Genomic DNA, 13,224 nt, shown 5'->3' with positions numbered 1-13,224 from the left:
GGGCTCCTGCTTTCGCAGGAGCCCGACAGGTACGAGCGCACCTACGTCGCGAGCGGACGGTTCGCCGCCACGATCAAAGCTGGTTCAGGAACGACGGCCGGTCCGCGCTCTTGGCGCTGATCTCAGTGAGACGGCCGGGTCCCACCCCGCCCCCTCAGCGGAAAGGGAGAGGCTTCAGAGGGATGTCCGGCAGAAACCGGGCCAGGGAACCCCAAAAAAAATGGGCGCCGCGGTTTCCCGCGGCGCCCTTTGTGATCCGGAGAGTTGCGCTCAGGCGGCGAGGCGCTGGCCGCGCAGGCCTTCCATGATCGTGCGGTTGAGCGAGATCAGCTCGCCGATCGGCTCGCGCCCGGCGACCACGTCGCTGGTGAAGCGCTCGACCCACAGGCCCAGCGAGATGATCTGCGCGCGCAGCTCGTTGGGCAGGCCGTTGCCGGTCGCGCCGCAATCGGTGGCGAAGGCGGACCACATCTCGCGGTTGCGGTGCAGCGGTGCCATCAGCATCGCGCCCTTCAAACCGGCGGTCTCGGCGTCCATCATCTCGCCGGTGATCTGGCTCATCAACCGGAATTCGGCGGCACGCGGCGTTTCTGCCCGGCTCCGGGCATTCTGGTAGGCAGTGAGAGTCATGCGGGCTCCTTTGCAGTCCCCTCATTCTAGGAAGATTTTGCCGAGCTGGTCTTCGCGCTTCCTATAAGAATCATGCGTCCACCGATGCGGGGCGCATTTTTCCAGGGAAACTGCATTGGCCGACTTCATTCTTCCGCATGCCCTGCCGAGCGCCCTCGATGGGCGCGACGGCATCAAGATGCTCTCGCTCGATTGCTTCGACACGTTGCTGTGGCGCGACACGCATGCGCCCAAGGACCTGTTCGGTGCGCTGTCCGAAACCACGGTGACCCAGCGCCAATGGGCCGAGGAGCGCGCCCGGATGGGCGCCGATCTGCGCGAGCAACGCGGCGAAGTCACCATCGACGAAATTTACGGTGAGCTGCTGCCCAATGGCAGCGCCGACACGCGCGCACTCGGCATCCAGAACGAGCTCGATGCCGAAGCCGCGCATTGCTTCGCGTTCCGCCCGACCGTCGCGTTGATGCGCGCCGCCAAAGCCCGCGATCTTCAGATCATCATCGTCAGCGACACCTATCTCAACCCCGAACAGCTGCGCGGCCTGATCGCCGCCGCTGCTGGCAAGGACGTCGCCGACATGATCGACCGCGTCTTCTGCTCGGCCACCTACGGAAAGGCAAAGGCCCAGGGGCTGTACGAGCATGTGCTCAAGGCCCTGCCGGTCAAGCCGGAGCAGATCCTTCACATCGGCGACAATAAGAATGCGGACGTCGGCGGCGTTGCCCCGTTCGGCGTGCATACGCTGCACCTCAAGCAGTTCGCCGAGAGCACTGAGCAGCGCCTGCGCCTCGAAGCCGCGGTCGGCACGATGCTGCATCCGATGGCGCCCGAGATCGCCCTCTCCTATCAGCCGCATCGCGCCGCGCTCGCGGCGGACGAGCCGGTCATCACCGATCCCATCGAGGCGTTCGGTTTCGCGACGCTCGGGCCCGTGCTGCACGGCTTCGACCGCTGGCTGGCCGACGAGGCCACGGAACTCGCCGCCCGCAACGGCGGCAAGGTCCATCACGTGTTCCTCATGCGGGACGGCCACCTGCCGCAGCTGATGTACCAAGCGAGCAGCGGCCAGGCCGGCCATGCGCTGGAGATCAGCCGCTTCACCTCCGCAGCCGCGTCGTTCAGCGATGCGCAGGCGGTGCGGCGCTATGTCGAGGGCGAGGCTGAGACCGACCCGGCGGTGGTCGCGAAGCAGCTGCTTCTGCCGGCCCATGAAATCAAGTCGATCATCGCCAAGCTGCCTCGCACCGACTTGGCGACCCGCCAGGCCGCGTTCGCGCGCATGATCGCTACGCCGGCGCGTACCCGGCAGATCGTCAAGGCGTCGACGGCATTTGCCGAGCGGCTGGTGGCGCACGTCCGCCGCGTCGTCGATCCCGCTCCGGGCGACACGCTTATGCTCGTTGACCTCGGCTATAACGGCTCGGTCCAGAACGCCGTCGAAGCGCTGCTCGTGCGCAGTCTCGGCGTGCACGTCGCCGGCCGCTATCTGCTCCTTCGCGAGCAGTTCCGCGGCGGGTTCGACAAGAAGGGCTTTATCGGCCACGACCATTACGACGCCTACACGCTCGAAGCGCTCTGCACTAACGTGTCGGTGCTCGAGCAGCTCTGCACCGCGGCGCAGGGTTCGGTGGTCGACTATGCCGTCGACGGCACGTCGATCCGAAAGGGCAACAGCATCAAATCGCGCCAGTCGGCGATCCGCGAGCGGATCCAGGCCGGCGCGATCCGGTTCGGCCGGACGCAGGCGGATGTCGTCATCCGCAGCGCGTCGGCGAATGACGCGGCAATGTGGCGCCGCGGCGCCGCTGCGGTGCTCGGCCGGCTGATGTACATGCCGGTGGCGGAGGAGCTCGCGGTGCTCAGCCAGTTCGAGCATGACGTGAACCTCGGCGTGGACAACACGGTTGCGCTGTTCGACAGCGAGATCGCCCGCAAGGGCCTGCGCCAGCGCGGCCTGTTCTACATGAACGGGGCCAATCGCATGTATCTGCCCGCCGAGCTGCAGGGCGAAGGCCTAGCGCTCAAGCTCAGCCTGCTTGCGCATAAGCGCTTCGGGCTGGGGCTCAAATATGCCGACTTCATCGACCAGACCATCTCGCTGCCGCTGATCGTGGCGGACGGGCGCGAGGTCTCGACCGGCAACGTCACCGCGACTCCCACGCACGACGGCTATTACATGGCGCCGATCCCGGTGGGCGATTGCCGATACTCGGTCGGCGTCCAGTTCGGCCAGCTGTTCGACTACGTCCAGGTCGACAGCGTGAGCTTTATGCCGGTGGACAGCTTCCTGACCGACAAGATGCTCGGCGAGATCGAGGAGACGGAGGCGCTGCCTTCGCTCGAAGGGATGGAGCAGGCCGCACCGCATCTGTTCAAGTGCGCGGACGAGTTCGCGTTCATGATGGTGCCGCCGCCGCCGCGTCGCGACGATCGCCAGATGGTGCTCGCCGTGGTGTTCCGTCCGATCGCCAGGCGCGAGGCCGCACTCCAACCCGCCACCCCCGAAATGCGCGATCAGCAGGCGGCCTGAACAAATCGGACCGCGGCAACGCGACCGGCCAAATCCTTCCTATAATTCTGGAAATACCAGAGAAAGAAAAGTGGCAGTGCCATGCTGAACGGCGTCGGTTTCATCATCATCCTCGGCTGCGTCTTCGGTAGCTTCATCATCTCGGGCGGCAAGTTCGAGATCATCATGCATGCCTTGCCGCATGAAATGGTGGCTATCGTCGGTGCGGCGGTCGGCGCGTTCCTCGTCTCCAATTCGATGGCGACGACGAAGAAGGCCGGCGGCGGCATCATGCGCGCCTTCAAGGGCGGCAAGTGGAAGGCGCAGGATTACAAGGATCTGCTGACGCTGATGTTCGGCGTGCTGTCGACCTTCAAGAAGGGCGGCGCCACCGCGCTCGAACCGCATCTCGACACGCCGGCGGAAAGCTCGCTCTTCTCGCCTTATCCGCGCCTGCTCAAGGACCATCACCTGATCGAGTTCATCTGCGACTATCTGCGGATGATGACGGTCAGCTTCGAGGATCCGCACCAGATCGAAGCGGCCATGGACGCCGACATCGAGAAGCATCACCATGAGGAAGCCGGTCCGCAGCACGCGCTGCAGATCATGGCCGACGGTCTGCCCGCCATCGGCATCGTCGCCGCGGTGCTCGGCGTCATCAAGACGATGGGCTCGATCGACCAGCCGACCGAGATCCTCGGCGCGATGATCGGCGGCGCGCTCGTCGGCACCTTCCTCGGCGTGCTCCTTTCCTATTGCGTGGTGGGTCCGCTCGCCGCGAAGCTGATGGAGACGATCGAGGCGGACTCGAAGCCCTTCTTCATCGCGAAGACCGCGATCGTCGCTTACGCCCAGAACCAGCCGGTTCAGGTCGCGATCGAGATCGCGCGCCGCATGACGCCGTCGGCCTATGCGCCGACCTTCCAGCAACTCGAAACTGCACTCGACGAGGCGAAAAATGGACTCAACCCTGCAACTGCCTGAGGCGGATGACCGCGCGCTGCGCCTGCCGGCGCACGGCACCACCGTCACCGCGGAAGACCTGCGCGTCCGCTTCGTCCTCGCCGCCGATCTCGACGACACGATCGAAGTCGATGCGTCCGAGGTCGAGAGCGTCGGCCAGGCCGTGCTCCAGCTCCTCGTCGCCGCGCGCAACGAGGCGGTGGCCAACGGTCAGGGCTTCCGCATCGCCAATCCCAGCCAAGCCTTTGTCAATCGCGTCACCAGCTGCCGTCTGGCGGCCGCGATCGGCCTCGATACCGGAGACGTCCAGTGAGCAAGTTGATCCTTACCGTCGATGACTCGGCGAGCATGCGCATGCTGCTCAAGACGTCGCTTACCGCGCAGGGCTACAAGATCGAGAGCGCCAATGACGGCGAGCACGGTCTCGAGCGCATGCACGAAGTGCAGCCCGACCTGCTGATCACCGACATCAACATGCCCAAGATGGACGGCTTCGAGCTGATCGAGGCTGTCCGCGGCCTGCCGCAGTTCAAGGGCACCCCGATCCTCGTCCTCTCGACCGAATTCTCGGACGAGAAGAAGCAGCGCGCCCGCTCGGCCGGCGCCACCGGCTGGATCACCAAGCCCTTCGAGGCCACCAAGCTGGGGGCGGCGATCCGCCGCGTGTGCCCGTGAGCGACGAACTCGACGAAATCCAGGCAATCTTCTTCGAAGAATGCACTGAGGGTCTCACCACCGCCGAGCAGGGCCTGTCGGCCATGCAGGCCGGCGACGTCTCCGCCGAGACGATCGCCGGGGTGTTCCGCGCGGTCCATTCGATCAAGGGCGGCGCCGGCGCGTTCGGCCATGCCGATCTGACTGCGTTCGCGCACAAGTTCGAGAACGTGCTCGACGAAGTGCGCGCCGGCAAGATTGCCCCGACGCCGGGCGTCGTGAAGGTGATGCTGAGCTCGTTCGACATCCTGTCGGACCATGTCGAGGCGGCCAAGGGCTTCTCGCCGCGTCCCAACGACGCCGCCGCGCTCGCCGCGCTGGAGAAGGTGCTCGCCGACAAGGGCGTGTTCGAGGACGGCGCCGCACCTGCCCCGGCTGCCGCTGCCGCTGCCCCGGCTCCTGCTCCTGCTCCCGTAGCGGCCGCGCCGGCCGAGGACGAGTTCGGCTTCACTCCGGTGACCTTCTCGCTCGACGATTTCGACACGCCTGGCGCACCCGCGGCGAGCAGCGCGAGCTGGACGATCCGCTTCAAGCCGTCGCGTGCCGCGCTCTCCAACGCGGCCGAGCCGATGCTCCTCATCCGCGAGCTCGAAACGCTCGGTGCGACGATCGAATCGGTCGACGTGTCGGACGTGCCGCCGCTGCGCGAGCTCGATCCCGAGGACGCCTATTTCACCTGGACGCTCAGCATGCCGGGCGAAGTGCCGAAGAGCGACATCGACGACTGCTTCGACTTCGTCGCGCCGGACTCGCTGATCGAAGTGACCCGCAACGAAGTCGAGGCCCCTGCCCCGGCGTTCATCCCGGTTCCCGTGATCGAAGCCGCGCCCGCGGCCGAGGCGGCGTCCGAGGACCTGATCCCGTTCGTGCCGGTGACGGCCACGATCGAGGACCTCACCGCGCAGGTTCAGCAGGTGGTGGCGGATCTCGCCGCAACCCCGATGACGCCGGCACCCGCACCGGTGGTCACCGAGAGCGCGGCGCCCAAGCCCGCGAGCGAAGCCTCGCAGACGATCCGCGTCGACTTGTCGAAGCTCGATCTGCTGCTCAACCTCGTCGGCGAGCTGGTGATCCGCAACTCGATCCTCGCCGACCGGCTGTCGCCCGCCGACCGCCAGCGCGTCGAGCTGCCGGAACTGGCGCGCCTCACGCGCCAGATCCAGGACAACGTCATGTCGCTGCGCGCGCAGCCGATCAAGCAGGCCTTCAGCCGCGTGCCGCGCATGCTGCGCGACCTCTCGGCCGAGACCGGCAAGACGATCGAGCTCGAGACCGTCGGTGAGACGACCGAAGTCGACAAGGGCGTCATCGAGAAGATCGGCGATCCGCTGACCCACATGATCCGCAACGCCGCGGATCATGGCCTCGAAAGCACTGAAGAGCGCATCGCCGCGGGCAAGTCGCCCGCGGGCACGATCAAACTCTCGGCCGAGCAGAAGGGCGCACGGATCTTCGTCCGCGTCCAGGACAATGGCCGCGGCATCAACCGCGAGCGCGTCAAGGCCAAGGCCATCGAGAAGGGCATCATCTCGCCCGACGCGGTGCTGTCGAACGAAGAGATCGATCAGCTCATCTGCGCCCCGGGCTTCTCGACTGCCGAGACGATCTCGAACATTTCGGGTCGCGGCGTCGGCATGGACGTGGTCCGCTCGAACGTCGAGGCGCTCGGTGGGCGGGTCGAGATCCACTCGGTTCCCGGCGAAGGCACGACCTTCACGATGATCCTGCCGCTGACGCTCGCGATCCTCGACGGCATGATCGTCCGGCTCGCCAGCCAGCGCTTCGTCCTCCCGCTCGCGCACGTGCTCGAGACCGTCCAGCCCGAGCCGGGCCAGGTCAAGCGCACGTCGCCCGATACCGAAGTGATCGACATGCGCGGCGAATATGTGCCGGTGAAGCGCACGACCGAGATCTTCGGCCTCAACGACGATCGCAAGGTCGAGGACTCGCTGGTCGTGATCGTCGAGAGCGAGCACGGCAAGGTCGGCCTCGTCGTCGATACGATCGATGATCGCCGCGAAGTCGTGATCAAGAGCCTCGACCAGAACCTCCACCCGATCCGCGGCCTGGGCGGCGCCACCATCCTCGGTGACGGCTCGATCGCGCTCATCCTCGACATCGAGGCGCTCGTCGCCTCGGCCAACCGCTACACCGCCAAAGGAATGGCCGCATGACCAGCAAGACTGAAACCGCGAGCGACTGCAAGATCGTCACCTTCACGCTCGGCAAGCAGACCTTCGGGATCGACATGGGTGCGCTCATCGAGATCCGCGAATGGGACGAGCCCACCCCGCTGCCCAACGTCCCGACCTTCATCAAGGGCGTGAGCAACCTGCGCGGCAACGTCATCCCCGTCGTCGGCCTCGCCGAGCGGCTGGGCTGGGAACCGAGCGTGCTGCATGCGCGCTCGTGCATCCTGGTCGTCAGCATCGCGGGGAAGCAGGCAGGGTTCCTGGTCGACGAAGTCAACGACATCGTCGGGATCAGCCGCAGCGACATCCAGCCGGCCCCCGAGGTCGAGACGATCGAATCGAGCGTGATCGACGGCCTGGTGCGCATCAGCACGCGGGCCAAGGACGGCACCCGCGACGAGAACGGCACGATGGTGCTGCTGCTCGATCTCGAGGCGCTGAGCCTGACCAAGCATCTGGATCTCGCAGCGTGAGCCCCGCCGGGGGCGCCGCGGCGCTCGCCGGCGGCAACGCGATGACTGCAGCGAATGCGGAGCTCATGCCCCGCGACTTCGCCGCGATCGCCGCGATCATGCACAGCGACGCCCGGATCGAGCTGAGCGAAGCCAAGACCACGCTGGTCCAGTCCCGCCTCGCGCGGCGGTTGCGCGAGCATGGCCTCAGCCGGTTCTCGGAATATGTCGCGATGGTCCAGTCGGACGCGCAGGAACGGCATGCGATGGTGGTGGCGCTGACCACCAACCACACGCATTTCTTCCGCGAGCCGCACCATTTCGATCATTTCCGTCAGCACGTCCTGCCGGCGCTCAAGCGCAAGCAGGGCCCGGTGCGGATCTGGTCGGCGGGATGCTCGTCGGGCGAGGAGGTCTACACGATCGCGATGTGCCTGCTCGGGCCGGACCGCACGTCCGCGCAGTGGCTGCGCTCCGCCGATGTCCGCCTGCTCGCGACCGACATCGCGCCGCACGTCGTGGAGTCGGTTGCGCGCGGCTTCTATGCCGACAACGTCGCGTCTGGCGTACCCGAGCCGTATCGCAGCGCGTGGATGCGCCCGGCGCCGGGTGGCTTCACCGTCGCCGACGAGGCTCGCCAATTGGTCACCGCGCGGGTTTTGAACCTGTTCGAGAAGTGGCCGCTAAAGGCGCAGTATGACGTGATCTTCTGCCGCAACGTGATGATCTATTTCGGCGACCCCGCCAAGGAGGAGCTGGAAGAGCGCTTCGTCAACCAGCTCGCGCCCGGCGGTCACCTTTACATCGGCCATTCCGAGCGACTGATCGGGCCGGCTGCCAGCCGGATGAAGTCGTGCGGCCATACCATTTACGCCAAGCCGGAGACCCGGGGATGAGACCGGTACGTACCCTTATCGTCGACGACAGTGCCTCGATGCGCGCGACGCTGAAGCGCATGCTTTCGGCCGACCCCGAGATCGAAGTCGTCGGCATGGCGCCCGAGCCTTTCGCGGCGCGCGACATGATCAAGCAGCTCAACCCCGACGTGCTGACGCTCGACGTCGAGATGCCGGGGATGGACGGGCTGTCCTTCCTCGAGCGGATCATGCGCCTTCGGCCGATGCCGGTGGTGATGTGCTCGACGCTCACCGCGCGCGGCGCCGAAGTAACGATCGAGGCGCTGCGCCTCGGCGCGGTGGACTATGTCACCAAGCCGAGCGGCACGCCCGAGGATATCGAACGCGACGCCACGCTGCTCTGCGAAAAGGTCAAGACCGCCGCGCGCTCCGCCGTCCGCGCCGGACCGACCCGCCTGGCCCCGCAGCCGAGCGTCGCCGGCGGCGGCGCCACCGGCAAGCTGATCGCGATCGGTTCGTCGACCGGCGGCGTCGAGGCCCTGTTCTCGCTGCTGCCCGCTCTGCCCGCCGATTGTCCGCCGGTGCTCATCGTTCAGCACATGCCGGCGAGCTTCACCCGCAGCTTCGCACAGCGCCTCGACGCAGAATGTCGCGTCCGCGTGGTGGAAGCTACGGAAGGTGCGACGGTCCAGCCGGGAACCGTCTATATTGCACCTGGGGGCGAGACGCACATGGAGCTCTCCGGCGGGGTCGCCGGACGCATCAGACTGCGTCCCGGTGACCTGGTCACCGGACATCGGCCTTCGGTCGATGTGCTGTTTCGCTCGGTGGCGCCGCTCGGCGCCGCTGCAGTGGGGGCGATCCTGACCGGAATGGGTCAGGACGGCGCCCAAGGTTTGCTGGCGATGCGTCGGGCCGGTGCCCGCACGCTCAGCCAGAGCCGCGACACCTGCGTCGTGTGGGGCATGCCCCGCGCGGCGGTCGAGGTCGGCGCGGTCGAGAAGGAAGTTGGTCTGTCTGCCATGCCTGAGGCGATCCTCAAGGCATGCCGTGAGAAAGTTGGGAGCGTCTGATGCCTGCTGCTGCAGCAATCAAGGTTATGGTCGTGGACGACCAGACCAGTATGCGTGCGATGATCCGTCGCGCGCTGCAGGATCTGGGCTTCAAGGATGTCCGCGACAAGGCCGGCGCCCAGGAGGCTCTGGCCGCGATCAAGACCGATCGCGTTCATCTGGTGATCTCGGACTTCAACATGCCCGAGATGGACGGCCTTCAGTTCCTGGAAGCCGTGCGCACCGATCCCGTGATCGGCAAGACCGTGTTCATCATGCTCACGGGCTCGGCCGACAAGGAGATCGTCCAGAAGGCCGCGGCCCTCGGGGTGAACAACTATGTCGTGAAGCCTTTCGCGCCCGCGGCGCTGAAGGAAAAGATCGAGCGCGTCTTCGGCGAATTGACCTAGGATGCGCCGGGTCTCGATCGTCCAGGGCGAGAACGCGATCATGGCGGATCCGGACGTCGTCATCTCGACGCTGCTCGGCAGCTGCGTGGCCGCGTGCCTCTATGATCCGGTCGCCAAGGTGGGTGGGATGAACCACTTCCTCCTCGGCGAACCGAGCGCGGACCACCGCGTCTCGGCCGGTGACATGCAGCGCTACGGCGTGCACGCCATGGAGTTGCTGATCAACGGAATGATGGCGAAGGGCGCGATGCGCCACCGGCTGCGGGCCCATATCTATGGCGGCGGCAACATCGTTTCGGGCCTTGGCGGCATCGGGACCGCGAACGCGGCGTTCGCCCAGCGTTTCATGGCGGACGAAGGCATCGAGATCGCGCACAGCGATGTCGGCGGCACTTCGGCCCGCAAGGTCGAGTTCCTGCCGCACGAAGGCAAGAGCCGCTGCACCAAGGTATCCGATCGCGTCCCCGATCGTCCGCCCGTCCCCGTTGCCCTGCCGCCCGTCGGCGGAGACCTGGAGCTTTTCTGATGTCGTGCCTGCCCGTTTCTTCAGAGCCCGTGTCGGCCGAGCCGCTGCCCGGCTTCGACCCCTATTCGGGCGCGCTGCACAGCGTGATGGCGGGCGAGCTGCGCGAGATCCGCGACACGCTCGAGCGGCTGGCCGAAGTGCTCGTCGCCGACGAGGCGTTCGCACATGCGCATATCGAGCAGCTCCAGTCGTTCGATTATCTCATCCAGCATAGCGACGAGTGCGCCAACCTGCTCGAGCGGATCGCCGGCGGCGAGGATTCGCTGAGCGCGATCAGCCATGTCCGCCTCGCCGAGGTTCAGGAACGCCTGCGCGACGCGCTTGCGGGCAAGTGGATCGGTTTTACCGATGACGAATGAACGCCCGATCGTCATCAAGAAGGTCAAGAAGGTCGTCGGCGGACATCACGGCGGCGCCTGGAAGGTCGCCTATGCCGACTTCGTGACCGCGATGATGGCGTTCTTCATGCTGCTCTGGCTGATCTCCAACCCGGACAAGGAGCGGCTGAAGGGCCTCGCCCAATATTTCACGCCGACGCTCGGCGAGACCGCGCCGCAGACGCCGCTCCAGGGCAATGCCGCAGGTGCGGGCGGCCGTTCGCGCAAGAATGCGATGGACAATACCAGCGCCAACGGCACGCCGACCAGCGAAGCCGCGGTCGCGGGTGCGGCACGCGGCGGCACCGCCAGCGTGCCCGATGCCTCGATGCGCGTGCTCGCTTCGGAGCTGCAGATCGCGCTCGATCCGTCGCCGCAGGATTCGGGGCAGAAGAAGAATGTCCAGATCGATCCGAACCGCGACGGGATGCGGATCACGCTGATGGACACCGATCAGCAGTCGATGTTCCGTGCCAACACCGCGGAGCTCAATCCCTATGCCCGTGCGATGCTGGCGAAGATCGCCTCGAAGCTCGGTACCTCGGGCGCGCAGATCGCGATCGAGGGCCATACCGACGGCGCCGGAGGCATTCAGAGCGATGCCAATTGGCGCCTCTCGGGCGAGCGTGCGCTCGCCGCGCGCCAGGCGCTGATCGGATCGGGCATGACTCCCGATCGCTTCTCGGAAATCGTGGCGATGGGCGCGACCAAACCAGTCTATCCCGACCAGCCCGATCGCCCCGAGAACCGTCGGATCACCGTCGTCCTCAAGGCCGAAGCCTCGTCGCTGCCCAGCGACTCGAGCTTCAAGTTCTGAGGCAAAGACGATGAAGAAGATCCTGTTCCTGCTTACCATTCTCCTCGCCGGCCTCGGCCTGGGCGGCGGCGCGGCCTATGCGACGGTGATGCTGCTCGGCCCCAAGCCGGCTAGCGGCGCCGCGCAGGACGAAGCTGATCCAAGCTTCGTCGACGCAGGCAAGGTGCTCGCGCCCTTGGTCTTCGCCGATGGCCGCCTGTCGGGCTATGTCGAGTTCCAGGTCCAGCTCGAAGTGCCGGCCGACAAGGCCGAGTTCGTCAAGGCGCGGATGCCGCTGCTGCTCCACGCGATCAACATGCGCACCTATCGCACGCCGATGGCGGCCGGACCCGACGGCCTGATTCCCGACCTCGATACGTTCCGCAAGGTCGTCCTGCAGGCCGGACCCGAGGCGTTCGGCGCCGGCGTGCTGCGGAAAGTCGCGGTCACCCAGGCGAACCCGGCATGACCCGGAACGGAACTTTACGGACGTCACAGCCCTTCTCTCATCGTGCGATGATCGTGCGGCGAGGGGATCGCATCGACCAGGAGGGACAGCCATGCACCTGACCCAGATCCAGACCGCCGACGCCGACGTCACCGTCGATCGTGCCCCGCGCACCGTCACGACGCTGCTGGTCGGCAAGCTGACGAGCCGCGGCTCGGCCGAGCATCTCTGCCGGATCCGCAACATCTCGATGACGGGCATGATGCTCGAGACGCACCACACTCTCGGCTATGGCAGCTGGGTGTCGGTCGAGCTGCGCAACGGCGACCGGCTACAGGGCAGCGTCGCGTGGAGCAGCGAAGGCCGCGCCGGCGTCGAGTTCGCCCAGGCGATCGACGTCGATCACATCCTCGCCCAGGCCAAGGCCAGCCTCGAACGCTTTTGCGGCCCCGCCCCGCGCGCGCCGCGCTTCGACGTCGAATGCGATGCGCGGATCAGCTGCTTCGGCCGCTATATCGACGTGAAGCTCGAGAATATTTCGCAGAGCGGCGCCCGCATCTGCCTGCCCAAGCCCCCGCGCGAGGACACCGAGATCATCCTCACCGTCCCCGGCCTCCCCTCGCGCCGCTGCACGACGCGCTGGACGACCGAGGACAAGGCCGGACTGATCTTCCTCGAGCCGATCGCCTACAACGATCTCGGCCCCTGGCTCGAACACTGCACACTGGATAGCTGAGCGGGCGGGCGCAGCCCGACGAAGATGAATTCGATCCGTTGCGGATCAAAAGCCCTCTCCCGCTTGCGGGAGAGGGTTGGGTGAGGGTGTGTGCTGCGATACCCAGCACATGTGCCGCGAATTCGTCCCACCAATCCGCATGCGAGACGGCTCAGGCGTGAGGCGACCGATGTGGAGCGCAGCCTCTGGTCGGCGGTACGCAATCGACAGTTGGCGGGCTACAAGTTCCGTTTCCAGGCAAGCATCGGCCCTTACGTCGTCGATTTCCTTTGCGCGGAGAAACGGCTGATCGTCGAACTGGACGGCGGACAACATGGTCCGGAGATCGACCGGCGACGTTCTGCCTTCCTCGAAGAGCGAGGCTATGTTTTGCGGCGCTTCTGGAACAACGAAGTTAGCGAGAACCTCGAAGGCGTGCTGCGGGCCATCAGCGACCAATTGGCGGCTCTGCCTCGGGCACATGACTCACCCTCACCCAACCCTCTCCCGCAAGCGGGAGAGGGCTAAGAAAAGAAAAAGGCCCCGGCTTTCGCCGAGGCCCCTCCCCGTTCCCCATTCC

The 13,224-nt window shown here is 66.3% G+C and carries 16 protein-coding genes; 15 read left to right on the top strand and 1 reads right to left on the bottom strand.

What is annotated here, in order from left to right; translation table 11 throughout:
• Positions 1–270: 270 nt before the first annotated feature.
• The gene (gene flaF / locus AC3WJI_RS03205; protein WP_492755799.1) at positions 271–630 is read right to left on the bottom strand and encodes a flagellar biosynthesis regulator FlaF; all 360 of its coding nucleotides are present in this window, start codon (positions 628–630) and stop codon (positions 271–273) included.
• Between the two features lie 115 nt (positions 631–745).
• Between flaF and AC3WJI_RS03200 the strand changes: the two genes are divergently transcribed.
• The 15 genes from AC3WJI_RS03200 (at position 746) to AC3WJI_RS03130 (ending at position 13,172) form a co-directional block, all read left to right on the top strand.
• Complete coding sequence (locus AC3WJI_RS03200; RefSeq protein WP_492755798.1) at positions 746–3,160, top strand: HAD family hydrolase; 2,415 nt, start codon at positions 746–748, stop codon at positions 3,158–3,160.
• An 81-nt stretch (positions 3,161–3,241) separates the two neighbouring features.
• Positions 3,242–4,126 (top strand): flagellar motor stator protein MotA, encoded by an 885-nt coding sequence (gene motA / locus AC3WJI_RS03195; protein ID WP_492755797.1) that lies wholly within the window; start codon positions 3,242–3,244, stop codon positions 4,124–4,126.
• The gene (locus AC3WJI_RS03190; protein WP_492755796.1) at positions 4,101–4,418 is read left to right on the top strand and encodes an STAS domain-containing protein; all 318 of its coding nucleotides are present in this window, start codon (positions 4,101–4,103) and stop codon (positions 4,416–4,418) included. The genes motA and AC3WJI_RS03190 overlap by 26 nt, the downstream gene beginning before the upstream one ends.
• Positions 4,415–4,780 carry a response regulator gene (locus AC3WJI_RS03185; RefSeq protein ID WP_492755795.1) on the top strand — a complete coding sequence of 122 codons (366 nt, stop codon included), beginning with the start codon at positions 4,415–4,417 and terminating at the stop codon, positions 4,778–4,780. Before AC3WJI_RS03190 ends, AC3WJI_RS03185 begins: the two co-directional genes overlap by 4 nt.
• Positions 4,777–6,993 (top strand): chemotaxis protein CheA, encoded by a 2,217-nt coding sequence (locus tag AC3WJI_RS03180; RefSeq protein ID WP_492755794.1) that lies wholly within the window; start codon positions 4,777–4,779, stop codon positions 6,991–6,993. The genes AC3WJI_RS03185 and AC3WJI_RS03180 overlap by 4 nt, the downstream gene beginning before the upstream one ends.
• Positions 6,990–7,484, top strand: a complete 495-nt coding sequence (locus AC3WJI_RS03175; RefSeq protein WP_492755793.1) for a chemotaxis protein CheW — start codon at positions 6,990–6,992, stop codon at positions 7,482–7,484. Before AC3WJI_RS03180 ends, AC3WJI_RS03175 begins: the two co-directional genes overlap by 4 nt.
• A complete protein-coding gene (locus AC3WJI_RS03170; protein WP_492755792.1) occupies positions 7,481–8,359 on the top strand; it encodes a CheR family methyltransferase in 879 nt (292 codons plus the stop codon). Before AC3WJI_RS03175 ends, AC3WJI_RS03170 begins: the two co-directional genes overlap by 4 nt.
• On the top strand, positions 8,356–9,393 hold the full coding sequence (locus AC3WJI_RS03165) for a protein-glutamate methylesterase/protein-glutamine glutaminase (protein ID WP_492755791.1): 1,038 nt from the start codon (positions 8,356–8,358) through the stop codon (positions 9,391–9,393). The genes AC3WJI_RS03170 and AC3WJI_RS03165 overlap by 4 nt, the downstream gene beginning before the upstream one ends.
• A complete protein-coding gene (locus tag AC3WJI_RS03160; protein ID WP_492755790.1) occupies positions 9,393–9,782 on the top strand; it encodes a response regulator in 390 nt (129 codons plus the stop codon). The genes AC3WJI_RS03165 and AC3WJI_RS03160 overlap by 1 nt, the downstream gene beginning before the upstream one ends.
• Before the next feature lies 1 nt (position 9,783).
• Positions 9,784–10,308: a chemotaxis protein CheD gene (locus tag AC3WJI_RS03155; RefSeq protein ID WP_492755789.1), complete on the top strand. Its 525-nt coding sequence runs from the start codon at positions 9,784–9,786 to the stop codon at positions 10,306–10,308.
• Positions 10,308–10,667, top strand: a complete 360-nt coding sequence (locus AC3WJI_RS03150) for a hypothetical protein (RefSeq protein WP_492755788.1) — start codon at positions 10,308–10,310, stop codon at positions 10,665–10,667. Before AC3WJI_RS03155 ends, AC3WJI_RS03150 begins: the two co-directional genes overlap by 1 nt.
• Positions 10,657–11,502 (top strand): flagellar motor protein MotB, encoded by an 846-nt coding sequence (locus AC3WJI_RS03145; protein WP_492755787.1) that lies wholly within the window; start codon positions 10,657–10,659, stop codon positions 11,500–11,502. The genes AC3WJI_RS03150 and AC3WJI_RS03145 overlap by 11 nt, the downstream gene beginning before the upstream one ends.
• A gap of 10 nt (positions 11,503–11,512) precedes the next feature.
• Positions 11,513–11,950, top strand: coding sequence for a hypothetical protein (locus AC3WJI_RS03140; RefSeq protein ID WP_492755786.1), 438 nt, complete (start codon positions 11,513–11,515; stop codon positions 11,948–11,950).
• Between the two features lie 91 nt (positions 11,951–12,041).
• A complete protein-coding gene (locus tag AC3WJI_RS03135) occupies positions 12,042–12,665 on the top strand; it encodes a PilZ domain-containing protein (RefSeq protein WP_492755785.1) in 624 nt (207 codons plus the stop codon).
• A gap of 90 nt (positions 12,666–12,755) precedes the next feature.
• Positions 12,756–13,172, top strand: coding sequence for an endonuclease domain-containing protein (locus AC3WJI_RS03130; protein WP_492755784.1), 417 nt, complete (start codon positions 12,756–12,758; stop codon positions 13,170–13,172).
• The last annotated feature ends 52 nt before the right edge of the window (positions 13,173–13,224 follow it).

The sequence above is a fragment of the Sphingomonas sp. FW306-1B-B10E genome (assembly GCF_058782005.1).
This window is presented reverse-complemented; position numbering and strand designations above follow the sequence as displayed.